At 60.3% G+C, this 26755-nt stretch carries 20 protein-coding genes and 1 CRISPR repeat array; of the genes, 12 read left to right on the forward strand and 8 right to left on the reverse strand.

The window, feature by feature from the left end; all coding sequences use genetic code 11:
• Positions 1-28: 28 nt before the first annotated feature.
• Together HMPREF9237_RS03445 and HMPREF9237_RS03450 are read left to right on the forward strand one after the other, a co-directional pair.
• A complete protein-coding gene (locus tag HMPREF9237_RS03445; protein WP_016442341.1) occupies positions 29-1099 on the forward strand; it encodes a 3-isopropylmalate dehydrogenase in 1071 nt (356 codons plus the stop codon).
• A 30-nt stretch (positions 1100-1129) separates the two neighbouring features.
• On the forward strand, positions 1130-2272 hold the full coding sequence (locus HMPREF9237_RS03450; protein ID WP_016442342.1) for a branched-chain amino acid aminotransferase: 1143 nt from the start codon (positions 1130-1132) through the stop codon (positions 2270-2272).
• Between the two features lie 58 nt (positions 2273-2330).
• Here the strand turns inward: HMPREF9237_RS03450 and HMPREF9237_RS03455 are convergent, their stop codons facing one another.
• A complete protein-coding gene (locus HMPREF9237_RS03455; RefSeq protein ID WP_016442343.1) occupies positions 2331-3338 on the reverse strand; it encodes a diacylglycerol/lipid kinase family protein in 1008 nt (335 codons plus the stop codon).
• Positions 3339-3497: 159 nt separating this feature from the next.
• On the opposite strand from HMPREF9237_RS03455, the gene HMPREF9237_RS03460 reads away from it, so the two are divergent.
• The 3 genes from HMPREF9237_RS03460 to HMPREF9237_RS09465 all read left to right on the forward strand — a co-directional run bounded on the left by HMPREF9237_RS03460 (position 3498) and on the right by HMPREF9237_RS09465 (position 5510).
• Complete coding sequence (locus HMPREF9237_RS03460) at positions 3498-4487, forward strand: aldo/keto reductase (protein ID WP_016442344.1); 990 nt, start codon at positions 3498-3500, stop codon at positions 4485-4487.
• A 375-nt stretch (positions 4488-4862) separates the two neighbouring features.
• Positions 4863-5180 (forward strand): transposase, encoded by a 318-nt coding sequence (locus tag HMPREF9237_RS03465; protein ID WP_016442345.1) that lies wholly within the window; start codon positions 4863-4865, stop codon positions 5178-5180.
• Positions 5181-5303: 123 nt separating this feature from the next.
• Positions 5304-5510 (forward strand): hypothetical protein, encoded by a 207-nt coding sequence (locus HMPREF9237_RS09465; protein ID WP_155875821.1) that lies wholly within the window; start codon positions 5304-5306, stop codon positions 5508-5510.
• A 95-nt stretch (positions 5511-5605) separates the two neighbouring features.
• Positions 5606-8868: a CRISPR direct-repeat array (repeat unit 29 nt; unit sequence GGAATTACCCCCGCTCGCGCGGGGAAGAG).
• Positions 8869-9000: 132 nt separating this feature from the next.
• On the opposite strand, the gene cas2e is transcribed toward HMPREF9237_RS09465, so the two are convergent.
• The 4 genes from cas2e to cas6e are packed head-to-tail and all read right to left on the reverse strand — an operon-like array spanning position 9001 to position 13802.
• Positions 9001-9480, reverse strand: a complete 480-nt coding sequence (gene cas2e / locus HMPREF9237_RS09250) for a type I-E CRISPR-associated endoribonuclease Cas2e (RefSeq protein ID WP_231366661.1) — start codon at positions 9478-9480, stop codon at positions 9001-9003.
• Positions 9481-9487: 7 nt separating this feature from the next.
• Positions 9488-10432: a type I-E CRISPR-associated endonuclease Cas1e gene (gene cas1e, locus HMPREF9237_RS03475; protein ID WP_016442350.1), complete on the reverse strand. Its 945-nt coding sequence runs from the start codon at positions 10430-10432 to the stop codon at positions 9488-9490.
• 2 nt (positions 10433-10434) lie between these two features.
• Positions 10435-13128, reverse strand: coding sequence for a CRISPR-associated helicase/endonuclease Cas3 (locus HMPREF9237_RS03480; protein WP_016442351.1), 2694 nt, complete (start codon positions 13126-13128; stop codon positions 10435-10437).
• Positions 13128-13802: a type I-E CRISPR-associated protein Cas6/Cse3/CasE gene (gene cas6e / locus HMPREF9237_RS03485; protein WP_016442352.1), complete on the reverse strand. Its 675-nt coding sequence runs from the start codon at positions 13800-13802 to the stop codon at positions 13128-13130. Before cas6e ends, HMPREF9237_RS03480 begins: the two co-directional genes overlap by 1 nt.
• Before the next feature lie 253 nt (positions 13803-14055).
• On the opposite strand from cas6e, the gene HMPREF9237_RS03490 reads away from it, so the two are divergent.
• The 4 genes from HMPREF9237_RS03490 to cas5e are packed head-to-tail and all read left to right on the forward strand — an operon-like array spanning position 14056 to position 18161.
• Positions 14056-15678 (forward strand): type I-E CRISPR-associated protein Cse1/CasA, encoded by a 1623-nt coding sequence (locus tag HMPREF9237_RS03490; RefSeq protein ID WP_016442353.1) that lies wholly within the window; start codon positions 14056-14058, stop codon positions 15676-15678.
• 2 nt (positions 15679-15680) lie between these two features.
• Positions 15681-16310, forward strand: a complete 630-nt coding sequence (casB, locus tag HMPREF9237_RS09255) for a type I-E CRISPR-associated protein Cse2/CasB (protein WP_016442354.1) — start codon at positions 15681-15683, stop codon at positions 16308-16310.
• A 23-nt stretch (positions 16311-16333) separates the two neighbouring features.
• Positions 16334-17443 (forward strand): type I-E CRISPR-associated protein Cas7/Cse4/CasC, encoded by a 1110-nt coding sequence (locus HMPREF9237_RS03500; protein WP_016442355.1) that lies wholly within the window; start codon positions 16334-16336, stop codon positions 17441-17443.
• The gene (cas5e, locus tag HMPREF9237_RS03505) at positions 17436-18161 is read left to right on the forward strand and encodes a type I-E CRISPR-associated protein Cas5/CasD (protein WP_016442356.1); all 726 of its coding nucleotides are present in this window, start codon (positions 17436-17438) and stop codon (positions 18159-18161) included. Before HMPREF9237_RS03500 ends, cas5e begins: the two co-directional genes overlap by 8 nt.
• 110 nt (positions 18162-18271) lie before the next feature.
• Here the strand turns inward: cas5e and HMPREF9237_RS03510 are convergent, their stop codons facing one another.
• Complete coding sequence (locus tag HMPREF9237_RS03510) at positions 18272-19312, reverse strand: iron-siderophore ABC transporter substrate-binding protein (RefSeq protein WP_016442357.1); 1041 nt, start codon at positions 19310-19312, stop codon at positions 18272-18274.
• Between the two features lie 134 nt (positions 19313-19446).
• On the opposite strand from HMPREF9237_RS03510, the gene HMPREF9237_RS03515 reads away from it, so the two are divergent.
• The 3 genes from HMPREF9237_RS03515 to HMPREF9237_RS03525 are packed head-to-tail and all read left to right on the forward strand — an operon-like array spanning position 19447 to position 22552.
• Positions 19447-20583, forward strand: a complete 1137-nt coding sequence (locus HMPREF9237_RS03515) for a FecCD family ABC transporter permease (protein WP_196800235.1) — start codon at positions 19447-19449, stop codon at positions 20581-20583.
• A complete protein-coding gene (locus tag HMPREF9237_RS03520; RefSeq protein ID WP_016442359.1) occupies positions 20580-21725 on the forward strand; it encodes a FecCD family ABC transporter permease in 1146 nt (381 codons plus the stop codon). The genes HMPREF9237_RS03515 and HMPREF9237_RS03520 overlap by 4 nt, the downstream gene beginning before the upstream one ends.
• Positions 21726-21727: 2 nt before the next feature.
• Positions 21728-22552 (forward strand): ABC transporter ATP-binding protein, encoded by an 825-nt coding sequence (locus HMPREF9237_RS03525; protein WP_016442360.1) that lies wholly within the window; start codon positions 21728-21730, stop codon positions 22550-22552.
• On the opposite strand, the gene HMPREF9237_RS03530 is transcribed toward HMPREF9237_RS03525, so the two are convergent.
• Together HMPREF9237_RS03530 and HMPREF9237_RS03535 are read right to left on the reverse strand one after the other, a co-directional pair.
• The gene (locus tag HMPREF9237_RS03530) at positions 22549-23409 is read right to left on the reverse strand and encodes a YggS family pyridoxal phosphate-dependent enzyme (protein WP_016442361.1); all 861 of its coding nucleotides are present in this window, start codon (positions 23407-23409) and stop codon (positions 22549-22551) included. The genes HMPREF9237_RS03525 and HMPREF9237_RS03530 overlap by 4 nt on opposite strands.
• A gap of 156 nt (positions 23410-23565) precedes the next feature.
• Entirely contained in the window at positions 23566-26337 is a 2772-nt protein-coding gene (locus tag HMPREF9237_RS03535) for a DEAD/DEAH box helicase (protein ID WP_016442362.1), read from the reverse strand.
• Positions 26338-26755 lie beyond the last annotated feature (418 nt).

Here is a 26755-nt window from a genome sequence, read left to right on the forward strand (position 1 = left end):
AGTGGACGGATCTCGTATACTCACCCGTATGCGCGCCTCTATTAATCTCGCTGTTATTGCCGGAGATGGCATCGGTCCGGAAATTGTGCCCGAAGGTCTGAAAGTGCTACGCGCTGCGCTGGGAGAAAGCGGCACGGAGCTGAGCGTGACACCCTATAGCATCGGGGCGCAGCGCTATGTGGATACCGGAGAAACTCTCAGTGATGCCGATCTGGAAGCCTTGGCCGGGCATGACGCGCTGCTGCTCGGCGCTATTGGAGATCCGCGGGTGCCCGCCGGAATCCTGGAGCGTGAGATTCTGCTGCGGCTGCGCTTCGCCTTCGACCACTACGTTAATTTGCGGCCCAGTGTGCTCTATCCCGGGGTTCCCACCCCGCTAGCGGTACCGGGAGATATTGACCTGGTGGTGGTGCGCGAGGGAACCGAAGGTCTGTACTCGGGCAACGGGGGCAGTGTTCACCGCGGCATGCCTACCGAAGTGGCAACCGAAGTATCTGTAAACACCGCTCACGGAACTGAGCGTTTGGTGCGCTACGCCTTTGAGTTGGCAGCATCCCGGCCTCGCCGCCACCTCACCCTCGTCCATAAAACCAATGTGCTCGTGCACGCGGGTGGGTTGTGGCAGCGCACCGTGAACCGCCTGGCCGCGGAGTACCCGAGCGTAAACGTTGATTACTGCAATGTGGATGCCGCCACGATTTACCTGGTGACCGACCCGCAGCGTTTCGATGTCATCGTGACAGATAACCTCTTTGGCGATATTCTGACCGACGAAGCCGGGGCGGTAAGCGGAGGCGTGGGGCTTGCGGCGTCGGGCAATATTAATCCGGAAGGAGACTTCCCCTCCATGTTCGAACCGATCCACGGTTCAGCGCCGGATATTGCGGGGACCGGGAAAGCAGATCCGACGGCAACAATCGCCTCCGCGGCGCTCATGCTGCGCCACCTCGGGCTCGCTGAGCCGGCCGCGCGTATTGAGGCGGCCATCAGGGCAGATATGGAAGCGCGCGCCGCGGCCGCGGCAACCGGAACGCCGCTGCGCCGCACAACCACCCAGATCGGTGATGCTATTCTCGCCGCTATGGAAGATAACCGTTAAGGATCACCACGAAGAAAGAAGGACTCAGGTATGAGCGTTCCGAGCACTCCGGAAGAACTGGAAGCTGCCGCTACCACCCCCGCGCCCGCGGATGGCCTCGCCGGCCGGTTCGTTGTTCACCCGAATGAACACCCGGCCACCGAAGAGGAGATTAGCCAGGTGCTGGCCGGCCCCGGTTTCGGCCGCTACTTCACTGACCATATGGCCCGGGCAACGTGGACCGCGGAAGAGGGCTGGCATAACCATGCCATCGTGCCCTACGGCCCGCTCAGCCTGGACCCGGCCGGCGCGGTACTTCACTACGGCCAGGAAGTTTTTGAAGGTTTGAAAGCCTACCGGCATGCGGACGGTTCGCTGTGGCTGTTCCGACCCACCTACAACGGGGCGCGCCTGAACTTCTCCGGGCATCGCTTGGCGATTCCGGAACTGCCCGTGGATGATTTTGTGGCCTCGCTGGTGAACCTGGTGCGCCAGGATCGGCGCTGGGTGCCGGGCGCGGAGGGGGAATCGCTCTACCTGCGGCCCTTCATTTTCGCCTCGGAGGCTTTCCTCGGGGTGCGTGCGGCTGCCGCGTACGAGTACATCGTGCTCGCGTCGCCAGCCGGGGCGTATTTCCCCAATGGTTTCCAGCCCATCAAGGTGTGGGTGGAGCCCGATTACCATCGCGCCGGCCCCGGAGGTATGGGCGCGGCGAAAACTGGCGGGAACTACGCGGCCTCGCTGCTGCCCAAGGTCACCGCAAGTGCGGCCGGGTACGATGAGGTTCTTTTCCTTGACGCCGCAACCGCCACGAACCTTGATGAACTGGGCGGGATGAACGTCTTTGTGGTGTACGCGGACGGCAGCGTGGCCACCCCGAAACTCACCGGCAATATCTTGCCCGGGAATACCCGTTCGTGCATTATGCAGCTGCTGCGCCGCGCCGGGGTTGAGGTGCGCGAAGATACTCTCGCTTTGCGTGATGTGGTGAGCGGTATTCAGGACGGGAACGTGGCAGAAATGTTCGCCTGCGGGACCGCGGCCGTTGTGACCGCTATCGGCCAGCTCACCGGGGAGGACTTCAGCGTTGAGCTGCCCACCCACACCGTGGCCCAGCGGATTTACGAGGAGCTCACCGGCATCCAAAACGGTACCCGCGAAGATCCCTTTGGCTGGATGTACCGGATCGCCTAGCGGGGTTGGGCGGCGTTACGCGCGCGGCGCTGGGGTGAGCGACGCCCGCGGGTTTGGGCTAGTTCGTTTTGTGCGTCTGGGCTCGATACTGGCGCGGCGGCGGGACGAGGAAACATCCGGCACCAGCGGCTACCGTCACGGTGAGCGGAGTGGGGAAGAGGTCTTCGCCATCGACCGCCGGAATAAGGTCGGGCATCTCCAGGCGAACACTGTTTACCTGGATTTGAGTGACGATATCTTGCAGTTTGGAGAAATCTCCGGTGTAGATATTGCGGAGGTTGCGAGCCGCGGTGCGGCGCGATACCGGGCTGACGACGGTAAGTGCCAGCTTGCCGTCACGCGGATCCGCGTGCGAGCACATTCGGATCCCGCCTCCGTAACTGCTGGTATTGCCAACCGCGCACAGGGTAGCTTCTAGGGTGAAGGGTTCGCCGCCGTCGATGCTCAAGGTGAGTGGGGCGGTGCGCATGGCTGCTACTTCGGCAAGAACCGCGAGGAAATAGGCGGCCGAACCTCCTGGCCACCGGATCTGCTTCGCCCGCGCGTTAATGCGGGTATCGATACCCGCGGCGAGGATTGAGGCGAAATAGCGGCGCTCGGGTTGGGAAACACCGTTTACTTCGCGGGTGGCTAGGCCAAGGTCTGTCATCACGGTATACCCGGATGCGATGACCCGGGCCGCTGCGCGCACATCGAGGGGAATACCCAGGCCGCGCGCAATATCGTTCCCGGTTCCTCCCGCGACTAAGCCGAGCGGCTTGCCGGTACCGGCCTGCTCCTGCACGATGAGATTCGCCAGTCCGTCCCCACCGCAGGTCACCAGGGCATCAATGTCTGGATCGGCCAGTGCTGCCCTGGCGTTCTTACGAGTTTCCGCGACGGTGGTGGCGTAGTTTCCTACCACATCAACGCCATGTTTGAGCAGCTCGGCTGTGATATGGGCAGCTAGAGAAGTGGCGCGGCCCTTTCCCGCGGTCGGGTTGGTGAGAAGAACGACGCGGCGGATCTGGCGCCGCCCCTCCGGATAGCCGTTGTGCTGGTGCTGTTGCGCCGCAGAATCTGACATAGTGGCAAGCCCTCTTTCCCTCGGTGGTGGTGGCGCGCTCCGAGCCTCATAATTCCCTGCCGGGGCCGCGCCCGAAAACACCGCTCACAGGTGAGCACTGTTCCCTCATCGTAACCGAGCTACGGAACGGGCGCGCTCGGTGTCCGCTAGGCTGGCGGTATGGCAATGACGTATCGCTCGGTAGGGAAGTCGGGCCTGATGGTGTCCGCCGTCGGCATCGGTGGTAATAATTTTGGCCGCGCCCATACGCAAACCGAAACACAAGAAGGCACGGATGCGGTTGTGCGCGCGGCGCTCGAAGAAGGAATCACCACCTTTGATCTTGCCGACGTGTACGGCAAAGAGCCGGGGCTTTCGGAAACCATGTTCGGAAAGGCGCTGCGGGAAGTGGGGGAGCGGGCCCGCGACGTCGTCGTTATAACAAAATTTGGTATGGATATGCAGGGGCGTAACGGCGCTGATTACGGGGCGCGCGGTTCACGGCGCTACGTGACGCGGGCCTTGGAGGCATCCTTGCGGCGGCTCGGCGTGGAGGCGATTGACCTGTATTTTTATCACACGCCGGATGGGGTGACGCCGCCCGAGGAGACGCTCGGGGCGCTTTCGGACGCGGTGCGGGCGGGTAAAATTCGGTATTACGCGACGTCGAACCATGCCGGGTGGCAGCTTGCTGACGCTTCGCATTTGGCGGCTGTTCGGGGGTTTGTGGGCCCGATTGCTACCGAGTCGCATTACAACTTGATTGACCGACGCGCGGAACTCGAGGTGGTGCCGGCGGCGCAGCGCTTTGGCCTGGGGATCTTCCCGTACTTCCCGTTGGCGAACGGATTGCTGACGGGCAAGTATCGGCGGGGTGAGGCGCCGCAGGGTTCGCGGATTGCGCACTCTAAGGCGGCGTTGCTCGAATCCACGGACTGGGATCAGATCGAGGATTTTGTTGCGTTTGCGCAGGCGCGCGGCTTGACGCCGGTGCAGGTGGCGATGTCGTGGTTGGCCTCGCGGCCGTGCGTGGCATCCGTTATTGCCGGTGCGACGACGCCGCAGCAAGTCCGCCAGAATGCAGCCTCCCTGGTGTGGGAGCCGAGCAGCGCGGACTTAACTGAGCTCGACGCAATCTTCCCGCCGCCGGAGAAAGTGGCGTTGTTCTAGGGCTTGTGGGGGTGGCCGTCGGGCTTGGAAGATTGACAGAAGTTCTCATGTGTGTTGGTTTTCCAGGTTCGCCTCCATCGACTAGGCTCGTAGCGAGCGGTTTTCCACGCTAAGGCGTGGGTAGGTCAAGGTTTGATGCATTGCCTAGGTGGGCCGTTTTCCCCGTGTAAGCGGGGGTAACAGTGTTTGCTGGCCTATAATTCTTTCCCTTGCGTCGAAATATGCAGACGCGAGAAAAGATATTATATGGACATGTTTGATGCTTTTACACCTGATAATCATCTGGTAGTCTTGTTGTATCTCAAAGGAGAGAAAGCATGGAAAAGTGAAGTGATCCAGGTTTCTTCCTTTTGAGTAGATAAGGACATCTGGATTATGTCGAAGAAATTTGATCAGGAAACTAAGAACCGTGTTATCCGCCTTGTTGAGAAGCGGATCCTCGCCGAGGGGATATCTTTACAAGATGCGTGCAGGGTCGTAGCGTCCAAACATGACGTTTCCTGGCATACGGCCCGCCGATGGGTTCAGCAAGCCCGTAAGAACGGGCCGGTTAGGCGGGCGGAAGAAGACGTGCTCGCAGAGAACATGCGGTTGCGCCGGGAGAACCAGGAACTCCGCGACGTTAATGAACTCCTGAAAGCCGCGTCGGCCTTTTTTGCGTGTCAAGCAGGCCACCCACATCAGACATTGTGAGTGACGGCCAGGAAGATCCTCACGCTAGAAGTCTCCGGTGAGTTGGGGACCACATTCACTGTTGAATTTCCGTCACATTGCTGGGACTTGAACATTCGGGGTTTCCCACGCAAGACTCGGATCATGAGTAACCGTGATAAGCGCGAAAAACAACGTTTGCATCGAAGCGCAGACACGGCCGAAGCTAAAATGAAACGTTTAGAACAGCGGCGCGAAAAAGGACTCGCAGCTAAAGATGCCGAGATCGTGAGGCTGGAAAAGGCAGGTGAGGTGTTAGCGAGAGCTGTTGTCTCTGCTTATCTCTTCTCCGAAAAACACGGAAATGGTTAGTCGGGTCGGTCAGTGTCATGGTGATATTGCGATGCATGGTGGTGACAATCGCGGAGCTCTTCCATCGGTGACTCGCCAAATGCTGGTGTGGCCATAGGATTGCCCCCGCTCGCGCGGGGAAGAGATAGTCTGCTCCGGCTTGGCCTCAACAACCTTGGAATTACCCCCGCTCGCGCGGGGAAGAGCGCAAGATTGACCCTCACTTTAACATGACCGCGGAATTACCCCCGCTCGCGCGGGGAAGAGCAGAGACCACCATTTGCCCCATCGACCCTTCAGGAATTACCCCCGCTCGCGCGGGGAAGAGCGCCGACCGAACTGCCCGCCACTGTGGACACGGGAATTACCCCCGCTCGCGCGGGGAAGAGAATACCCGGGGCAAGCACCTCCACATTTTCAGGGAATTACCCCCGCTCGCGCGGGGAAGAGTCAACAGCGCAGCGTTCAATATTGCGCAGCTTGGAATTACCCCTGCTCGCGCGGGGAAGAGACCAGATCCAGGCCCTTCTTTTGCGAAAGCGGGGAATTACCCCCGCTCGCGCGGGGAAGAGGAACTTGGTGTCAGGGGAGGGTATCCATGCGTGGAATTACCCCCGCTCGCGCGGGGAAGAGACGCCATGACGACGGAACGCAGGCGACACCGCGGAATTACCCCCGCTCGCGCGGGGAAGAGTCCTACCCTCGGCCCTGTCGTAGGTAAGGTTAGGAATTACCCCCGCTCGCGCGGGGAAGAGAATACGCCACCACACAACTAGCCGCCCCGGTAGGAATTACCCCCGCTCGCGCGGGGAAGAGGGCGCTCCTCCTCCCCTCTGGGGAGTGAAGAGGGAATTACCCCCGCTCGCGCGGGGAAGAGCTTTTATTGAAAATAATAAAAGCAGCGATGCTGGAATTACCCCCGCTCGCGCGGGGAAGAGAGCCATTTCTGATTATGGCCATTTTCGGCGAGGGAATTACCCCCGCTCGCGCGGGGAAGAGCCTCAAACTCCACCGCGAGATCATCCGGGGCGGGAATTACCCCCGCTCGCGCGGGGAAGAGTTTGTAAAGGTCGTGGTAGAAGTCCCAGTCAGGGAATTACCCCCGCTCGCGCGGGGAAGAGTTTCCCCCTTTTTTCTTTCTCTTTAAATGGTTGGAATTACCCCCGCTCGCGCGGGGAAGAGAAGAGCAGCACCGGCGGGCTAATGCCCGGCTTAGAATTACCCCCGCTCGCGCGGGGAAGAGAAGAGCAGCACCGGCGGGCTAATGCCCGGCTTAGAATTACCCCCGCTCGCGCGGGGAAGAGTTCAGCCCCCGCGGGAACATACGCGCTCAAGTGGAATTACCCCCGCTCGCGCGGGGAAGAGTTTGTAAAGGTCGTGGTAGAAGTCCCAGTCAGGGAATTACCCCCGCTCGCGCGGGGAAGAGTTTCCCCCTTTTTTCTTTCTCTTTAAATGGTTGGAATTACCCCCGCTCGCGCGGGGAAGAGAAGAGCAGCACCGGCGGGCTAATGCCCGGCTTAGAATTACCCCCGCTCGCGCGGGGAAGAGTTCAGCCCCCGCGGGAACATACGCGCTCAAGTGGAATTACCCCCGCTCGCGCGGGGAAGAGTCTTTGAGCCCAGCGGCTTGGGCTTCTGCTTGGGAATTACCCCCGCTCGCGCGGGGAAGAGTATTGCGCGGAAGATCATGAAACCATTTTCGAGGAATTACCCCCGCTCGCGCGGGGAAGAGCCGCTCCGGGGTGCGGGTATATTGAATTTCACGGAATTACCCCCGCTCGCGCGGGGAAGAGCTGCGCATTCCGCTCCGGCTCCGACCGCCCTCGGAATTACCCCCGCTCGCGCGGGGAAGAGCGGCAAGGGTTGCCGAATCGGTGCGCAGCGTGGGAATTACCCCCGCTCGCGCGGGGAAGAGTGACGGTCGCGCTCCAATGCGCGCGGGTCGATGGAATTACCCCCGCTCGCGCGGGGAAGAGATCAGCAACGCGGGGGCGATTAGTAGGGCTGTGGAATTACCCCCGCTCGCGCGGGGAAGAGGACGGGACCCTTTCCCTTTCCCTGGAAGCAAAGGAATTACCCCCGCTCGCGCGGGGAAGAGGGGCTTTCAGGGCTTCTTTATATTCCTTGAGGGGAATTACCCCCGCTCGCGCGGGGAAGAGTAGGCTAGGCGCTGCGCATGAAACATGAGCGCGGAATTACCCCCGCTCGCGCGGGGAAGAGTACCCGTGATCTAGCAGCAGCGATTAGCGCATAGAATTACCCCCGCTCGCGCGGGGAAGAGGGCAGGCCGTGGCATATTCCTTGAAGCTAAGCGGAATTACCCCCGCTCGCGCGGGGAAGAGTGTGGGGGTCATGGACGGCTGAACGGCATAATGGAATTACCCCCGCTCGCGCGGGGAAGAGAGCACCCGAAAATCAGGAACACCCTCGAACTTGGAATTACCCCCGCTCGCGCGGGGAAGAGTCGGTCCGGTTTGCTACGGCGCAGGTGGCGCGGGGAATTACCCCCGCTCGCGCGGGGAAGAGGGGACTACTACTACAGCGACGTGTACCCCAGCGGAATTACCCCCGCTCGCGCGGGGAAGAGCATAGCTGGCTGCTTGCTGGATTTGCCACTGTGGAATTACCCCCGCTCGCGCGGGGAAGAGTCCCGCGTATCACGAGCTTTTGGATTCAAACCGGAATTACCCCCGCTCGCGCGGGGAAGAGACCCACACCCAAAATCTCTGCGAGCTCTGAGCGGAATTACCCCCGCTCGCGCGGGGAAGAGTATCCCGCAATGAATACAATGAGCTGGCTACCGGAATTACCCCCGCTCGCGCGGGGAAGAGAATGCCTGGAAGATGATGAAGAGATGACGGCAGGAATTACCCCCGCTCGCGCGGGGAAGAGCGGCTTTCATGCTCGGTAGCTTGGGTTTCGGGGGAATTACCCCCGCTCGCGCGGGGAAGAGTGAACAAGCGTGGTGGAAAGAAACTAAAGCCCGGAATTACCCCCGCTCGCGCGGGGAAGAGCAAAGCTCTGAAAGGAAAGAGAAAATGGCACGGGAATTACCCCCGCTCGCGCGGGGAAGAGACGCGGCGCAGGTTTCGATCTGCGCCGTATTCGGAATTACCCCCGCTCGCGCGGGGAAGAGGATTTCCGCGCTAGGCTCTTGCAGCATCAGCTGGAATTACCCCCGCTCGCGCGGGGAAGAGTTGATCAGCCCGCTAGCCCGAGGGTCAAGGCTGGAATTACCCCCGCTCGCGCGGGGAAGAGCGATTTCTTTGCGGATGCCGGAGAAACTACCGGGAATTACCCCCGCTCGCGCGGGGAAGAGGCTTTGCCACGACGAGCGTATCCGTGCCAAAGGGAATTACCCCCGCTCGCGCGGGGAAGAGATTGCCTGACCTGGTTGTTTATCGGCGGCGGACCCGGAAATCGCAATGGAACAGAGTTCCAGATTTGCGGCTCGCCGGGAGATACGCCGATTCGCCGAGCGTAACAACCACGTTAGTTCCCACCTCTTAAATTTAGCTTATTCCGGCATGCCTATCTTCATCGGACACAGGCTCGTGCCCCCGATTATCCCGTTTGGCTATAGTGACCGTGCGCTTGCGAACCCGGCTCCTCCGTTCGCGATGAATCGGCGCATTGCTAACCGAATCAGGAGAGCTGAGCGAAGCACCTGGCAGATCGACATCATCCGGTTCCACACCAACTGCGTCCTCCGCACCCGTCCCGATAACCAGCATGCCATCCAGATCAAGGACAGGACGACTGCCACTTCCCGTGCTGCGTAGCGCGAAGCCTTGCTCACGGGCGGCGTCGTTATAAATAAGAGTGAGACTGCCGGAACCAGCGGCGGATACCGCGCGTTCCCACAAATTGTCCCGCACCCGCGCGGAAACAACGCCCACGTACAATCCGGTGGTGACCTCGGAAAGAAACCTGCTCAAGTATCCGCGCAGGTGATCTGGGATGGCGACCGCATTAACAACAACGAACAACACAGCCTCCTTATCCGTATTGGATGTGGCCGGAAACTTCAACGTTATTACCGGAGATGAGTCGGTCGTCGTCGCGCGCGGGGAGGAAAGGCTGGAGGATGTCCATGATGGTGGCGAGCATATCGGGAAGAATGCGGTGGTCTACGATAGCTCTCCGCACCGCTTTGCGGACAGCCGTCATGGGGTCTTCTTCACGCGCGGCCGCGAACACCAGAGGAATCGTCACGCTCGGTTTGAACAGATCCGCGAGGTCAAAAAGTAAGGAGCGCGCGTCGCCGCGGTGAATAATCCCCAGTGCCGGGTTGATCCCCAGTGCCGCGCACACGGAAGCTGCGCACCCGTAGAGTATTGAATTCGCCAAGTTCAGGCCGGCATTGACCGGGTCGTCCGAGGAAGTATCACGCGTGAAACTCCCGGTTCCATATTTTGCTGCCATCGTGCGGTAGGTATTGCGCATGAGCTGCCCCTCCAGCCCGCGCATGGTGGCAATAGAACTACCAGGCGCATTCTCCACCCCCAGCTGCTTTTTGTAGAGCACCAGCGCGGCTTCGCGCTGCCGGGCTTCATTACTCACCAGCCGGGCTTGTGCAATGGCCCATCGTGCGCTCGAGGTGAGCGGCGTGGCGTGGGTATACAGGGGCACGCCTCCTCCGCCGGTGATAAGAACGGTGGTTCCGGCGCGGGCACAGGAGGTCAGCGCTGCGCTAGAAATTGAGGTTCCGGGGCCCAAGGTAAGCACTGCTAACCCGGCTACGGGGAGTTGGATCGCCCGGGCACGGGTGCCTTCCAAGGATCCATTCTTTCCTTCCCGGCCGGCATCGTAGGCCACTACGCCCGTGCGCGATTGGCGGATTTGCACGTATTCGAGGTAGAGGAAGGAGATCCGGTCCTCAAGGCGCACCTGCTCGCTCGCCTTGATAGTGCGGAAGGCCAGAGCCTCATCTGAGTAAGCCATGTTTACTCCTTCCCGGTGGCGGGCTGTGCCGGTGCGCCCGAGCAGTGGGGATCCGGAATGCTACCCGGCACAACGAGCCCGATGAGCGGGTCGTAATGAGCTGCGCCGTCGTTTAAAACGTGGTACCGGCAGAGTAGCGACGGCGCATTTTCAAGCGATGTCGCATCCGTAAACAGTGTTTTCGCACGACCCGTAACCGTGACCGGAACGGACGCACGCAAAGCGCGGCGTATGCCTTCACGGTCACTGCCGCGCAGCTTCCCCAAATCTTCAGGGTCCCCGGTCCACGCGCCGGGGATAATATCCGGATCGCCGCATACAATCAGGCGGGTGGTTTCAACTTCAATGAGCCTGGTTGAGCGCTCGTCCCCGAGGTTTTTATCACGCTGCGTCATGGCGGTGAAAGATTGCACCTGGGAGCTTTTGCTCAGGCAATATTTCATATCGTACGTAGCGTTCCGGGCGCGGATTGCCGCCAGTGATTTCTTCGCGAATTCATTGAGTTCATCGGGTTTATCTTCCTCGATATCCGCCAGCAGCAGGGTGCCAGTATCTACAAATTCCTGGCAATCCTCCGGGATTCGGATGTTGTTGTGTTCTTTGAGCCATTTCTCCACGCGTGCAAGTTCGCTGGCTAGGTACGGTAGCTGTTCCCCTTCGGTGCCATTAATAGCGACGACGGACACTCGCGGCCCGCTCAGTCCCGGCACTCGGGTGGCGCGGTTCGGATCGGCGGAACGCCACAGGCGCCCGGCACGCTGAATGAGGGACGCCGCCGGGCATAGCTCGGTGCGAAGCAGGTCGAGGTCAATATCTAGGGAGGCTTCGATTGCTTGGGTTCCGATAACCGTGAGCGCCGCGCCCGTGCTACCCGATCCGATTTCGTGTTCGAGGAGTTCAGCGTTACGACGGCGATGCTCAGCTGTCATGCGGGAATGGAGGATAACAACGTTGCCCTCGGCGGCGAGGGCTCGGGTGAGTTCCTGGGCACGCGCAACTGTATTGCACATGACTCCGATGCGGGCCTGGGGGTAACGCCGCCGCTGGTCACGCACCCAATCGCGGTGCGAACTAACGAGCTTGCAATACTTTTCGGTACTGCGGTCAATAGTGAGGGTACGGGGCGGGCCGTCGGGGCGAATACTCCGCAGCTGGGTTCCGGTGGTATCCAGGTTTTCCAGGAGGGGGAAGTGCGCTTCGCCTTGCGGGGGTTGGCCCGTATACGCCTCGAGGTAGGTGGCGCGTTGAGCGGAGGCGAGGGTGGCGGAAAGGAAGGTGACCCGGGTGTTCGTGGCGCGCAGCCAGAGCAGAAGGTTGCTGAGGAGACCGCTCTGGTACTGATCGAGGGTATGGACTTCGTCCACAACAACGTGGGCATTGGCCAGGGCGAGGAGCCGCAGGTGTGTCCATTTTGCTGGTAGGGCACCCAGGAGTGCCTGGTCCACTGTGCCGACGCAGACGGGTGCCAGAAGGCGGGAGCTTCCGGAGCGAACGAAGTCGGTGGGGAAAAGGCCGGCTGTGCTAGCGCCGTGTTCCGCGGAGGTGGTGCTGGCTTTGCCCGGGGCTTCGCTGCGATCATTCCCCATGGTGACCGGTTGATTATAAAAATCTTCGGTGGAGGCGAGGGAATGCGCGAGCGAAGCCACATTGGGAGTACCTGCGTAGTAGCGCTGGATGCGCCGCATGAGCGCATTCGAGGTGGCTTGGGTGGGAAGCAGGAAAATAAGGCGTTCGTTCGCGGTGGCGTGCCGGAGTAGAGCCGCTTCGGTTTTGCCGACGCCGGTGGCCGCCATAACATTCCACAGTCCACCCCCTACCCGGGTGGCTTCTTCCTGGAGCGGGCGAGGCGTACGGTTGCCGAGGATTGCCCGTTGGCTTTGCTCTGCGGATTCCCAGCCGTGGTACACCCCGACGGTTTCTTCGATGCGGGCACGGGCGCGGGCGCGGCACGCGGTAATCCACCCGTCTGGATCATCAAGGGTGAGTTTTCCGGCCGCGAGGAGTTCCTGCTGAGCGGCCACCCATTCGGTTCCCGAAGCAATGCGGTCGGCCAGCACGGTGAGGCCGGAGAGCAAGATTGTTGCGGTTGGGGAAAGCTCGGCCGGAAGATCAGCCCGGGTTATTCCGATGCCTTCTTCCAAGCAGGTGAGGAGATCGTCGGCCAGGGCAAGCCAGCCGGTGCTTTCAATATCTTCGAAAAGGTAGTTAGTCTCCTGCTTGCTCCAGGATGGGGCCTCGAAATGACCATGATGGCCGAGCGCCGGCAGATATTTCCATGACGTTACTGCATATGCATCGGGAATGATCGCCTTCCGATGCAGTAGCAGCGCTGACATTTTCTGGTGGTGGCGGATATCGGGAGCGTAATCCTCGCAGAAGTTTCGAGACCACGTGGAAATGTCACCAAGTTGCGGTTCTTTAGTACGGAGTGCGGCCCGAATCTCATCCCACTGCGGTCCCTTTTGGGTTTGCTGATACTGGAATACTGGGCAGGCTTTTCCAATGTCATGCGATCCGGCCACCCATTCCACTACTTCCCGTTTCCCGGCAGCTCCGAGCACTTCACGCAGACCTGGCCGTAACCAAACCTCGTAGAGCACGCCGGCAGTGGTTGCGGTATCCAGCAAGTGGGCGAGAAGTGGGTAGGACGTTTCCGTACCGCGCTGCTTTGCCCATACGTTGGGGTGTGTGCGCATCACGATAGTGCCTGGACGGAGAGGAGTCCGCAGCCGTAGCTTTTTGCACGCCCTACCCCGTTGGTTTGTGCTGTGAGTAGTGCTGCGCCGTCGCCCACGGTTGCAGCTCCGTCGATTGTATCGACCTGGACGGCTCGTTTATTTTCCCCGGAAACGGTGGTCAGAACTTCGCGCCGCGAATTAATGATCTCTATATTCGTTAGCGCCGGGCTTAGTTTTGCACTCAGCCATTCAGAGAGGCTTGGAACTCCGGGAATGGGTTCTTCCCCGTCGAGCGGAATCGACCGAGTTCCCCCGGTGCCAATGCGTTGAATCGCATTGATAGCGATCCGGAACGAAACTGGAGTTCCAGTTGGGAGTTCCTTGAGTTCAACCTCTTTCATCGCGGCCTCGTGGGGGAGGTTGAGTTGCGGCACCGGCTCGCGTGATTGGATAAGGAAGAATGGAGCATCTCCGGGAACGTGATCCAAGCGGAAAAGAATCCCCATCTCCGCTCGGGGGTGTTCCGCGCCGGTCTGTGGGAAGAGCGCCATGATCGCGCGGTGGCGTACTTGTGGGTCTTTTAGTGTCCATCCGCGCTCTGGCTTGTGCAGGGCAACGCGTGAGAGGAGTGTGTGCACCGGTACTTTTGTTAGGAAGATCGGTTGAGGTTCCGATGTGTGTTGATCTGCCATATTCGTCTCCGTCGACTAGGCTCTTAGCGAGCGGTTTCCACGGCTAGCGTGGGTATTTCAGGGTCTAATGGATTGCCTAGATAGGCCGCTTTCCCCGCGTGAGCGGGGGTAACAGCGTTTTCGAGGCTGGGTTTCTCCCCTTATCTTGAGTTTCATATTAGTGGGGAGAACCGTAAATGTAAAGACGGGTCAAATGGATTGACAAGCGCCTTCTTCTCTTGTTAGTCTCATTCCATCTCAAAGGAGAGGAAGCATGGAAAAGATCAATGCTTTGACGGACATTCCGTTACTGGTTACGCCACGCGGGCGCTTGACAGTTCGTGATGCGCTTCTCGATGCTCATATTCTAAAAGAGCCCTCCGACAAAAAAATGGGCCGCGAACCGGTGGTTCTGGATAAGACCGTCCCGGGCTATGTGTATGGTGCAGAGTTGCGACTATTAGCGGCGGTCGTTGCCGTGGTTTTAAGGCAGTCCAATCACACCCACCGGGATCCATTCCGGATCGACTGGGAACGCATTCTCTCGGAGGGGCTTGAACCCGAGGCGATTGACAAAGCTATTGAAATACTCGCACCGGGGTCCTTGTTATTCGATGACCAGCAGCCATTTATGCAACGGCCGGCGGAGCCGATGCGCAATGCGAAAGATAATGAGCGCAAGCTCGGAAAAGGGGAGCTGCGGCTCAAGAAGCTGCTACCTTCCATGATCTCCGATCAAGGTGAAGAATTCTGGAGTCTGCTAACACAGCGCGACACCCTTTCCCTGGAAGATGCGGCGCTTTATCTTCTCGCTTATCACTGCTATTCGCCGGCTGGAAATAACTCTTATGCTGGCCAAAAAGCTGAAATGGGAAGTCCTGGTTTCCATTTTGTCGGCGTAGGCATGACGGCTACCGAACTAATTTGGGAAGGCCCGTCGCTTCTTCATACGCTTTTAGCGATGATCCCTCGCTCGTGGGTAGAAGGTGATGGCTTGCCATCATGGGCAGATCGAACCGGATCTCGGGGTGGGACTGATCATCCACTATGGCGGGCTACCTGGTCATCCAATAGTGCTGCCTGCTACTGGGAGGATAACGAGCTCGCCGGTGTGCGCATCGGTGGCGTTCCACTGGCGTGGGTTCCCCCAGAAGCGGGAGCAACGAAAGAGAGCCGAAAAGCTTACTGGGTTGAGCGCGATCAGAGCGATCCCTTCTACCTGTATTTGCCTAATAAGTCCGGCGAGTTAAAGGCTCAGCGGATGGACGTAGGGAGGGATGCGACGGATCTTGCGGTGGAATGGGCCGCACGCGGCAGACTGGCACAAGTGGCCGAAGCGCATGATCGCATTGTTTCCTCCTCTGGCTGTCGGTTGATATTCATCCGCCATTACATCGAAGGGACAGCTTCTTCTCCAGTCATCCGTTCCTCGCGGGTTGATGTGGCAGATCCGCAGCTATGGGCTTTCGGGCTATCTGATCGAGCACAGGGCCAAGTTCGGCGCCATGCAGAGTTCATCCAGGCTCTGCACTATTGCGTGATCCAACCTTTCCGACGCGCACGCGGGGCGGCCTCCGTTACCCCTAACGGTTTGCCCACTGTTCTTGACTCACTTGAAAACTATCGGGATTCGGCATCGGATATTTTCTGGCGTGCAATCACCCGTTCCTATGAAGATTTCCTTTCTCAAGTGACAACCGCTGAGCGGCGTCCTGAGGAAATCCGTGCGGCTCGCGGCGGGGCTGCCCAGGTTGCGCTCGGAGCTTTCGAAGAGGCAATCGCGCCCTATCGGGGTCAAGATCCGGCGCTCTTCGCGGCAGTTTATTCGAATGTTGCTCGTCATATTCGGGCTGTCACAAAACAATTTGATGTTCCCACGGCTTACGAGGAGAAATAACAATGGCGCAGATAGATACCCCGCAACGGGAGCCTTGGAAAGCGTTACTGTACGAAATCTTGCAACGGCGTAAAGATCCTGACTATCGCACTGCGCGTGCCGCAATTCGGCAAGGAGCAACACCGTTCACTCAAATGCGCGCTTATCCCTATGTCCTGCCCGCAGTGCCAGAAGATGCACGCCCCGAGCAACGTAATGCCTTGCTGCGGGTAGCAGCCCTGGCCGCGGAATATGACCGGGTGCCTCATTCCAGTGAGGGTAAGCGCCGCAACAGTTTGGGACGGTGGGCATATCGAGTAGCAATCGCTGAGGGGAAAAACGGGCGTGCACAATCCGTGTCACCAGATAATCCAGGAATGATTGCCGCGCGTCTGGCGTACCTGCATACCCAAGATATGGAAGAAGCGGCCCGATCCATCAAACGAATTTTTGAGGTGGCCTCAACGATTCCGGGTCCAGTTCCTCCCGTCAATTATTTCGATATTGCCGACACCCTGATGCGATGGGGTAATGGCGTTTCACCAGAATCCCAATACGTGCGCATGCGAGTAATAGAGGAATTCTATTCCGCACCTCAACTTGTGGTTTCGGATCAACTTGAAACCCTTCCTGCCAAAACTTCTGAAAACTAAAACCATAACCGAGAGGACCAATCATGTACCGTCATCTAACCCTGCATTTCCTTACTCCGATCAGCTACTCGAATCTCAACCGCGACGATTCAGGAACCCCCAAGCGCCTCATGGAGGGCGGCGTTCTCCGCGCCATGCATTCCTCGCAGGCAATTAAACGCGGTGCACGCGTTGCTTACGAAAACTCCAGCCTTGACGTTTCGGTGCGTTCTGGCAAACTCGAGGAAGTTATTCGCGACGCCGCACTCAAGCTTTCCCCCGATCTGGACCCGAAGAAAACCCTGACAAAGGCTCGTGCTCTCGTCGGTCAATTCACCAAGAAGCAGGCGAAAGCCGATGCTGATGATGGTGCGGGAGCTGCTGAAGCGGATCGTTCAATCTGGTTGAGTGGGGAAGAGATTCAGGTTGCAGCGCAGGTTGTGGCCGGCGAAGTCGATCCTGATACCGAGTTCGTGCTTAACGGATGCACCGGTTCCCTCGCCATTGCCGCTTTCGGTCGCATGTTCGCGGCGAAGCCTGAGAAAGGTACAGAAGCGGCGCTGAGCGTATCTCCTGCGGTGACCACCCACGCCGCCACTATTGGTACTGACTATTTCTCCACCGTTGATGATATTCGGGAGCAGGAAAAGTTCAGCGGGAAAGAATCCCGTAGCGGGGCCACCTACCTTGGAGTTAGTCAATTTACCAGCGGTATTTTCTACCGCACGGTGACCATTGATCGTGAACAGCTCCAAGCTAGCTGGACCGCTTTTGGCAAGCCGGAGGCGGAGAAAAACCTGCGTGAGATGATTACCGCTCTTATTTACGGCCAACCACGTGGCAAAGAGCATTCAACGGCGCCCTACACGCAGCCCGTCGTTCTCCTCGCTGAAGAGCAGCGTTACCGCTGTGCTTACAGCTTTGAAACGCCGGTGAAGACCAGCTCCCAAGGTGGATACCTCGAGCCATCGGTGCAAGCCCTGCGGGACCAATTCCATGCTGCTCGCCGTTTCGATCCTGATAACTTCGGGAAGGCGCTGGCACTCACGGGAACGTTCCCCCAGTTAGAAGAGCTGTTTGGGGTGGAACCCACCTCGAAGGACGGCCTCGTTGATACGGTCGTAGCGTGGATCTTGGGCGGCCAGAATGAGTAATCCAACATTCCTGCGTCTGGCGGGCCCCCTGCAATCCTGGGCGGGGCCGCGAGTGACGGGGAACGTGGTCAACTCGGAGCCTCGGCCTACCCGGTCCGGTCTCCTTGGGCTCCTCGCGGGCGCTTTAGGTGCTCCGCGTGAACAATGGCCAGAGTGGCTGGAAGGTGCTGATTTTACTGTACGGGTTGATCGTCCCGGCTGTTTCATCAATGAATTCCAGACCATTAATCCCCGTGCTACCAAAAGCGGCCTCCGCAATGACGAGCTTGAGTTCCGAACACGCCAGTTGTGGATCCGGAAACAAAGTGATTCCGATAAAAACCTGGCTTTCACCCCGGATCAGCAAAACTCGAACGCGGTCATCCGCCGCACCTACCTGGCCGGAGCAGAGTTTCTTGTGCGAGTCACCTGCCCGGGACATCAGGAGGAGGTGGACGCCGCGCTGCGCAGTCCTGCTTTCGTTACCTACTTGGGGAAGAAAGCCTTTGCGCCGTCGTTCCCGTTCTATCTGGGACGCGGCGAGGATGACATGCTCAACCGGATCCCGGTGTGTGACCCGTCTTTCGAGAAACCGAAAAAACAGGTGTGGACCTATTCGCGGGCTCCACATATGCCCGATAGCGGGCCGGGGGCATTGCCCGGCACCGCGAGCATGGTCGACGTGGTGAGTGACCGAGGCGAGTGGATGAACCGAGTGGCCGCGCTACTCGATCGCTAACGCCCGCACATAGCCGACGCCCCGGGAAAGACACGCAGAAGAGTGTGCTTCCCGGGGCGCGGTGCGGACAGCATCAGCCCCGACGTGGGGCGCGGCAGCCCGCGAGGCTGCTACTTCGCAGCTTTCTCAATAAGCGGCGTCAGCTTATCCAAGGCCCACAGCTGCGCGGCCGGGGTGCCCAGTGAGAACGCATTGGAGAGGTCACCGTCCACCACGAAGGCGTGGCCGGCAGCAACCGCCGGGACCTTCTGCCAGGTGGCGTCGTCGGTAATCTGCGCGGTATCAATGAAAATCGGGAACGCCGCAATAAGGTCCGCGTCAATAGCATCGAGCTGCTCGGCGGAAAGCTGCACGGCAAAACCACTATCGGCGGTGGCCAGCTCCTGAACCTTCGGGTTCTGCACGAAGCCCAGCTTCGTCATGAACTCCAGGCGAGTATCACCCTTCAGGTAAGCGCCCCAACCCTCAGAGGTCTTGGTCGCCACCGTCACAGACTTTCCCTTCCAATCGGGGTGCGCGGCAGTGACCTCGGAGAACTTCTTCTCCACCGCATCCAGCTGCGCCGCGGCTGCCTTCGGCTTACCCAGCGCCGCACCGATCATGGTGACCTGGTCCTTGGTGGAGGTCAGCCAATTATCCGCGCCCTCCGGCAGCGAGACCGTCGTCGCGATCTGGGAAAGCTTATCGTGGCGTTCCTTATCGCCCGACGTCTTCACATCGAGAATAAGATCCGGCTTGAGCGCCGCGATCTTCTCATAGGAAAGCTCCATGGTGCCCAGAATCTCCGGGGCCTTCTCATAGGATTCGCTCACCCACGGGCCAACGCCATTACCACCGAAAGCCAGCCAGTCGGCCGCGCCCACCGGCTGCACGCCCAGCGAGAGCGCCACTTCGGCATCGCCCCAGCCCAGAGCGACCACGCGCTGCGGGGCTTCCTTGACGGTAACGGGACCGAACTTCGTGTCAATCGTCGCGGGGAACACGGCCTCGGTTGCGGCGCTCCCGTCCGCTGCGGAGCTTGTCGCCGCGGAGGAGGAGGCAGTGGACGCCGAGGAATTGGCAGAATCATTACTCTTCTGAGAACCGCATCCGGCAAAAGCCAGGCAAGCCACCAGGACGGTGCCTGCCCACGCGGTCAGGGACTTCTTCATAACTTCCTTTCGTGGATGCCGCACTCGCGGCCGAACACACCTGCGGCTGCGGTGGTCGTGTGGTTGTCACTGAAACCACAGATGCCCTATTAGGATACGCTGGCGTTGTTTAATTGGGGTAGCCTGTTCTCGTTATGAACAGCACTGTCCACCACCGTTTTTCGGTACGACGCCGCGCCTGTCCCGCCCCCGCGCATTCCGAAGACAACCGGAACCCCGGCATGGCTCCCGCCGCGGCTGACCACGCCGTTCGCCGTGCCCCCGGCCGCGCCATCGCGCGCCGGCGCTCCGCGGCTCTTATCGCCGGGGTGATCGCTGTTCTTGTACTGGCCATTCTCTCCATCTGCATCGGCGCCCGCCCCATTTCCCCGGGAACACTGTTTACTATTCTTTCCGGTGCAGACCGCGATTCCATGGACGCGCAAGCAGTGCTTACTTTGCGCCCGCCGCGCACCATCGCAGCTATTGCCATCGGCGCAGCCCTCGGGGTTGCGGGCGCTCTTATCCAGGCGATTTCCCGCAATCCGCTGGCTGAGCCGGGGATCCTCGGGGTTTCGGCCGGCGCCGGTTTTGCGGTCACCCTCGCCATCGCGCTCGGGGGCATCAGCCGGCCGAGCATGTACATGTGGTGGGCGGTGGTAGGTGCACTCGCGGCTACCGCAGCGGTTCTCCTTATCGGATCGCACCGTGGGGGTCGTGCGGATCCGGTTCGTCTCATCCTGGCCGGGGTGGCGCTTTCTGCTGTGCTCAACGGCACCGTGGGGGTGCTACGCCTCGCTGACCCGCGCACCTTCAACGAAATCCTCGTCTGGACGGCCGGCACGTTGGAAAACCGCCCCTGGGAGGTGATTCTGCCGGTCCTCCCGCTTCTCGCTCTCGGGCTCATCGTGGCCGCCGCACTCACCCCGGCTCTCAATATCATCGCCCTCGGTGACGATACCGCCCGCGCCCTCGGCGCGAACGTCACCGCGATCCGCCTGGCCGGTATTGCGGCGATGACGCTCCTCACCGGCGGGGCGGTTGCTATTGCCGGCCCCATCTCTTTCATCGGGCTCATGGCACCGCACGCCATCCGTTCCTTTGCTGGCGCGGATCAACGATGGGTCGTGGGACTGTCCGCGATCTGGGCGCCAGCCCTGCTCCTGGCCTCGGATATCCTCGCGCGCATTATCCTCCCCAGCGGTGAACTTCCCGTCTCCGTGGTGAGCGCTTTCCTGGGTGCCCCGGTTCTTATCTCCCTCGTCCGCCGGCGAAAGGCTTTCGCGCTATGAGTATGTTGCCGCAGCCTGCGGCGCTCAAGTCCACAGCCGCGTATTCCGCCGCGCCGTATACGAGTGCCGCGCCCCAGTCCGCTCCCGAAGCGCCAGTAACCGCCCGGTCCCGGCGTTCTCGCTACTCCGCTATACGACGCCGCCGCCGTTCCCGCCTGGTTGCGGCTGTGGTGAGTCTCGCCCTGGTGGTCGGCGGCCTCGGCGCCCTGCTCCTCGGGGACTTACCCCTGAGCCTGGGCGAGGTGGCCGCCTGCTTCACCCCGGATTCGATACGCGCGGTTGCCGCAGGTGAGGGGGATTTTGCGGCCCAGGTGGTTCTGACGTGGCGCCTGCCACGGATCCTCGCCGCCGTGGTTTTCGGGGCAGCGCTCGGGCTGTCGGGTGCACTCTTCCAAATTCTCACCCGTAACCCGCTCGGTTCGCCGGATATTATCGGCTTCAATGCTGGTGCCTATACCGGCGTTATTCTCACCCGGACATTCCTCGTGGGCGGAGCCCTTGCCGTGAGTATGGGCGCGCTGGCAGGTGGCGTCGTCGTCGGAATAATTATTTATGTGCTGGCCTACCGGCATGGCGTGTCCGGATTCCGTCTCATTATTGTGGGGATTGGTATGACGGCGATGCTCAGCGCGGTGAATACCTGGCTGCTGTTGCGGGCTTCGGATGAGGTGGCGCTGAGCCTTGCGGTGTGGGGCGCGGGAACGCTCGGGCAGGCCTCGTGGGCGAATGTGGGGCCGGCGGTGGGAATTCTTGGGTGCCTGGTGCCGTTGGTGGTCTGTTGCGTGCGGCCGTTGCGGCAACTGGAATTGGGCGACGCCGCCGCAGCTGCGCACGGCTTGCCGGTCGAGAGGGCTCGCCGGGGGATCATCGCGGTCGGTATCGCTTTGACATGTGTGGTGACGGCGGCGGCCGGACCTATTGCTTTTGTGGCCTTGGCTGCTCCGCAGGTGGGGCGGGTGACGGCCGGGCGACGCGGAATTTCGCTCGTGCATAGCGCGTTGGCGGGTTCCTCGATTTTGTTCCTGGCTGATCTGTTTGCGCAATTTGCGCTAGCTCGGCCGGTTCCGGTGGGTGCGATTACCACGGTGGTCGGTGGCCTCTACGTGCTGGTTGTGGTGATATCGCAACGGAAGGGGCGATAAATATGCGCGAGAACGTAAATGTGTATGTCGGTGCTTCTGCCGGTGTGGCGCGGCTGCGCGGGGAGAATCTGTGTCTCGGTTACGGCGATGTGGCGGTGGCGCGGGATTTGAATGTGGTGATTCCGGATGGTTCGTTCACGGTTATTGTGGGGGCGAACGGGTGCGGGAAGTCCACGCTGCTGCGCGGTTTGGCGCGGTTGCTTTCGCCGGCGCGCGGCCGGGTGCTGCTGGATGGACGGGATATCGCGGCCTTGGGTTCGCGGGATTTCGCGCGGGAACTGGCGTTGTTGCCGCAGTCGCCGCATATTCCGGAGGGGATTACGGTTGCCGAGCTGGTGGGCCGGGGGCGCTATCCGCACCAGGGTTTGTTTGCGCGGCCTTCGGTGCGTGATGAGGAGGCGGTTGCTCGGGCTTTGGCTGCCACGGGAACCACGGATTTCGCCGACGCGCTGCTGGGGGAGCTCTCGGGTGGGGAGCGCCAGCGAGTGTGGGTGGCGATGGTTCTGGCTCAAGATACACCGATTATTTTTTTGGACGAGCCGACGACGTATTTAGATATCGCCTACCAGATTGAGCTTCTGGACTTGTGTGCTCGCCTGAATCGGGAGGGGCGGACTTTGGTTGCGGTTCTGCATGATTTGAATCAGGCGGCGCGTTATGCCACCCATGTCATCGCGATGAAGGATGGGCGTATTGCCCTTTCGGGTTCTGCTGCTGAGGTTTTCACTCCCGAAAATATTGCGGAGATTTATGGGCTGGCCGCTGTGGTTATCCCGGATCCGGTGACGGGCACCCCGATGGTTGTGCCGGTTTCGGCAGGGATTTAGGCTGCGGGCCGGGGTCCGAAGATGGCGCTGCCGACGCGTACTTGGGTGGAACCTTCAGCCACGGCGATACCCATATCGTGGGTCATGCCCATGGAGAGTTCTCGCACGGTGGGGTGCTCGCCTTGGAGCTTGTCCCGCAGATCGCGCACGAGGGCGAAAGAGTGGGCGATGTCCCGCACATCAGTGGTATTGGCTCCGATCGTCATGAGACCGTCTACCCGCAGATGGGGGAGTTGCGCAATCTGGCCCACAAGTTCTTCTACCCGCTCCGGGTCGGCCCCGTATTGGCTGGTCGCTCCGGAGGAATTGACTTGCACGTAAATAGAGAAGGGACCGCGGGCGTGGCCTTCTTCGCGCAGGCGGCCCTGGAGCCGGTTGAGGCGCTGGGCTAATTTGAGACTGTCCACCGTTTCGATGCAATCGGCCAGTTCGAGGGCCCGCCCGGCTTTATTGGATTGCACGTGGCCGATGACATGGGTCCAGTGGGGCGGGTTTCCGGCACTGGACGGGGCGATACCGTTGCCTTCCCAGGTGCTGGCGTCGTGGATGAGGCGTGCCGATGATTCCACATCCGTTCCGGGTATTGCGAGTTGGGCTTCTACCTCCTGGAGTTGTTGGATGAAATTCTGGCCCATGAGGCGGGAGCCGGCGGCGAGGGCGGCGCGGATGGCGGTGATGGGCTGGTGTTTCACCACGATTTGGAGCCGAGCGGTGCCCAGCGGTATTCCTGCAGCTTCTTCCGCTCCACGCAGGGCGTCACGCACCAGGTTGATGCGCCCGGGGATCTCCTCCGCGGTCGGGGTAACGCCGGAAAGTTCAGCAAGGCGAGCAAGCTTGTCATGCTCCGTATATGTCATGGTTTGTGTCAACTCCACAGGTATCGGGTATCCGCCGCTGTTTATAGTAGGTCTCTGTGCCGCGAACTGGTGACATGGTCTCAGAACTGGCGCATTGTTCACCGAATTCGCATATATCTCATTACCGGGGTAGCGGTGGCAGGTGCAGTAGCTGCCTCATAGTTCTCCCACGCTAATAATGTCGAGGATGGCGTGCCCGGCAGTATCGCTTGCCTCAAGGTCCACGACTGCCCAGAATCCCCAGGAGTTGTCACCTGCGCCGTCGTCAAAAACTTGACGCACTAACCAGGCGCGCAGGCGCCCGGTTGCAGAAGTCAGGTTGTCCATAACGCTATCCACGTGCTCCGCAGGGACGCCGGCGGTGATGAAATCGGCTCGGTCGGGGTGTTCCAGCATGGTGACGAGTTGGGCGGAACGCGCTTCGGGCCCGATGCCGATTTCCTGGTAGGAATCGAAATAGGCGTCGGTAGCATCCATCCAGGTGTCGCCATCCCAGACCGGCCCGCCCACCCAGAGCGGGATGCCATCCCCGCGGGCCACTCCGGCTCCGTCATCCAGGGCCGCGCGATCAAGCCAGTCGAGATTTTCGTGTGCCACGGCTTCCACGAAGCGGAAAAGCGCATTGCGGATGGAGACCCGCAGTGCGTGTGGGCTGCGCGAGAGCGTGACCTTGCCATCCTCATCCGCCCCGAAAGCGCGCTCGCGGGCGCCACCTGTGCTGCTGTCAAGATTGGCGATCTCCGTGGCGGTGATACGGCCATCGCGCAGGGCTTCCCATTCGTCCAGCAAACTGGAATCCACCGAGCGCACCAGGCCTCCCAGCCAGTTGGTCATGTCTTCAAGATCTGGGGTGCGAGCTTCCAGGGGAACGGTTTGGCGCAGCGCTTTGTAGGTATCTGTTAGATAACGCAGTAGGGTTCCTTCGGAACGGGCCAGGTCATAGCGGGAAATAAACTCAGAGAAGGTGATCGCGTTTTCGATCATTTCCCGCACGATGGACTTGGGGGAGAGCTGGAAATCATCCACCCAGGGGTTGGTCTGCCGGTAGATTTGAAGCGCCGCGCCGAGTTCTTCCGCGAGCGGTTGCGGCCAGGTTATTTTATCTGCTTCGGCCATGCGTTCGTCATAGCCGATGCCCGCGGCTTTCATGCGCCCGATGGCGCGCCCACGCGCTGCGCGTTCCTGCGCGTACAGAACCTGCATGGGGTTATCCTGAACCGCCTCGATAACCGAAATAACATCGAGGGCGTACTCCGGACTATCCGGGTCAAGGATATCCAGCGCGGCCAGCGCGAAGGGTGCCAGCGGCTGGTTCAAGGAGAAATCATAGGGAACTTCACGCGTGTATTCGATGGGGGAGTGCCCTGGATGCTCGGCCAGCCATTGCGGAGTGTGGTGGATGATCACCCCGGCGCGCTCCAGAGACATATAAATGCGGGTGGCTTGGCGAATCAATTGATTGGACGCTGTGCGCGGTTCGTGATTATCCGTGAGTAACGTGGTGATGGCCGCCACGTTATCCCCCGGGCGTTGGAACAAATTGAGCATGAGCGAGTGGGAGACTCGCATCTGGGACGTAAGAGTTTCCGGAGCGGCACCCTTGAGATACTCAAAAGTTTTTTCCGACCACAGCACCGTATTTTCCGGGGGTTTCTTCTTTTGAATGCGACGCTGCTTGACCGGATCATCCCCGGCGCGGGCCACCAGCCGCGCATTTTCAATTTCAAATTCGGGTGCTTGCACGATCACATCACCCTTAGTATCGAATCCGGCCCGCCCGGCCCGGCCCGCGATCTGGTGGAATTCACGCGCGCTCAGGTGGCGACTGCGTTGGCCATCAAATTTAGCCAGCCCGGTCATCACAACAGTGCGAATAGGCACGTTAATGCCGACCCCGAGGGTATCTGTACCGGAAATAACCGGAAGCAGGCCCGCCTGTGCCAGTTTTTCCACGAGCCGCCGGTAGCGGGGGAGAAGGCCCGCGTGGTGCACGCCAATACCGGAACGGAGCAGCTTGGAGAGAATTTTCCCGAAACCGGGGCCGAAGGAAAAATCCCCGAGGGCTTCGTGGATGCGGGCTTTCTGTTCCTTGGAAACGAGGGCGTGGGTGAGGAGGGCTTGGGCCTGAGCCACCGCTTCTCGCTGAGAAAAATGCACCACATATACAGGCGCCCGATGCGTGGAGGTGAGTTCCAGGAGGAGTTCGCCGAGCGGCTGATAGGAATAGGAGAAGGACAGCGGTACCGGCCGTTCTGCGTTACTCATGAGTTCGACGGCGCGCCCGGTGCGCTTCTCAAGATCCTCCGCCAGCCAGGTGGTATCCCCCAGGGTGGCGGAGAGGAGTACTTGCTGTGTGTGGGTGAGTTCCAGAAGTGGAACTTGCCAGGCCCAACCGCGCTGCGGATCGGAGTAGTAGTGGAATTCATCCTGGACCAGCGCGCCGATATCCGCCGCCGCACCATCACGCAAACTGAGGTTCGCCACGATTTCCGCGGTGGCGCACACCACGGGAGCGCCGGCATTAATGGTGGAATCCCCGGTCACCATCCCCACGTTATCCGCACCGAAAACATTGATGAGCTCGAAAAACTTCTCTGATACTAAAGCTTTGAGAGGCGCGGTGTAATACGCGGTTTTTCCGCGCGCGAGCCCGCAGAAAATGGCGGTGAGTGCGATGAGTGATTTCCCCGAGCCGGTGGGCGTGGAAACAATCATATGAGCATCATCAATAGCGGCGAGCAGCGCTTCTTCCTGATGGGGGTAAAGCGGCCGCCCGGTGCTTTCCGCCCACTGGGTGAAAGCCTCATAAAGCGCATCATCAGGCGGGTTGAGCCCATACTTATCCTCCAGAAGGTCCAGGGCAACATTGAGTTGTGGACGAGGGCGCAGCGCCGCGGCCCCGGGCTGATCTGACTGTTGTGAACTCATGACTTAAGGGTGCCACACTCCTACGACATAAAAATTTGCCGGAACTGATGGCGAGGTGTGCGTCCAGTAAATTCTGGGGAAAGATAGCAATGTGACCGCGTTCGAATCTTTCCTGTACAGACGGGACTCGCGCGCTGTATCTGCTGCGGGTACCGGCAGTCTCACTCTTATGTACGACGCCGCCGCTCGTGAGCAAGGCTTCGCTTTGCGCAGCACGGGAACCGGCAGTCGCCCTGTTGTTGATTTGGATGGCATGCTGGTTATTGGTATGGGTGTGAAGGATGCGGCTCTCTTCCCCGCACGAGCGGGGGTAATTCCCGCGGGGCAGGCGGTCACCGTCACCAAGCTGGTCTCTTCCCTGCGCGAGCGAGGGTCGTGCCGGGCGGGTCCTAGAGGGATACCACGGCAACAGCTCTTC

It is taken from the genome of Actinotignum schaalii FB123-CNA-2 (genome assembly GCF_000411135.1).
Lineage (GTDB): Bacteria > Actinomycetota > Actinomycetes > Actinomycetales > Actinomycetaceae > Actinotignum > Actinotignum schaalii_A.

Coding starts and splice junctions, on each gene's coding strand:
- HMPREF9237_RS03445 (WP_016442341.1), top strand. CDS start 29: ATGCGCGCCTCTATTAATCTCGCTGTTATTGCCGGAGATGGCATCGGT.
- HMPREF9237_RS03450 (WP_016442342.1), top strand. CDS start 1,130: ATGAGCGTTCCGAGCACTCCGGAAGAACTGGAAGCTGCCGCTACCACC.
- HMPREF9237_RS03455 (WP_016442343.1), bottom strand. CDS start 3,338: ATGTCAGATTCTGCGGCGCAACAGCACCAGCACAACGGCTATCCGGAG.
- HMPREF9237_RS03460 (WP_016442344.1), top strand. CDS start 3,498: ATGGCAATGACGTATCGCTCGGTAGGGAAGTCGGGCCTGATGGTGTCC.
- HMPREF9237_RS03465 (WP_016442345.1), top strand. CDS start 4,863: ATGTCGAAGAAATTTGATCAGGAAACTAAGAACCGTGTTATCCGCCTT.
- HMPREF9237_RS09465 (WP_155875821.1), top strand. CDS start 5,304: ATGAGTAACCGTGATAAGCGCGAAAAACAACGTTTGCATCGAAGCGCA.
- cas1e (WP_016442350.1), bottom strand. CDS start 10,432: ATGGCTTACTCAGATGAGGCTCTGGCCTTCCGCACTATCAAGGCGAGC.
- HMPREF9237_RS03480 (WP_016442351.1), bottom strand. CDS start 13,128: ATGCGCACACACCCCAACGTATGGGCAAAGCAGCGCGGTACGGAAACG.
- cas6e (WP_016442352.1), bottom strand. CDS start 13,802: ATGGCAGATCAACACACATCGGAACCTCAACCGATCTTCCTAACAAAA.
- HMPREF9237_RS03490 (WP_016442353.1), top strand. CDS start 14,056: ATGGAAAAGATCAATGCTTTGACGGACATTCCGTTACTGGTTACGCCA.
- casB (WP_016442354.1), top strand. CDS start 15,681: ATGGCGCAGATAGATACCCCGCAACGGGAGCCTTGGAAAGCGTTACTG.
- HMPREF9237_RS03500 (WP_016442355.1), top strand. CDS start 16,334: ATGTACCGTCATCTAACCCTGCATTTCCTTACTCCGATCAGCTACTCG.
- cas5e (WP_016442356.1), top strand. CDS start 17,436: ATGAGTAATCCAACATTCCTGCGTCTGGCGGGCCCCCTGCAATCCTGG.
- HMPREF9237_RS03510 (WP_016442357.1), bottom strand. CDS start 19,312: ATGAAGAAGTCCCTGACCGCGTGGGCAGGCACCGTCCTGGTGGCTTGC.
- HMPREF9237_RS03515 (WP_196800235.1), top strand. CDS start 19,447: ATGAACAGCACTGTCCACCACCGTTTTTCGGTACGACGCCGCGCCTGT.
- HMPREF9237_RS03520 (WP_016442359.1), top strand. CDS start 20,580: ATGAGTATGTTGCCGCAGCCTGCGGCGCTCAAGTCCACAGCCGCGTAT.
- HMPREF9237_RS03525 (WP_016442360.1), top strand. CDS start 21,728: ATGCGCGAGAACGTAAATGTGTATGTCGGTGCTTCTGCCGGTGTGGCG.
- HMPREF9237_RS03530 (WP_016442361.1), bottom strand. CDS start 23,409: ATGACATATACGGAGCATGACAAGCTTGCTCGCCTTGCTGAACTTTCC.
- HMPREF9237_RS03535 (WP_016442362.1), bottom strand. CDS start 26,337: ATGAGTTCACAACAGTCAGATCAGCCCGGGGCCGCGGCGCTGCGCCCT.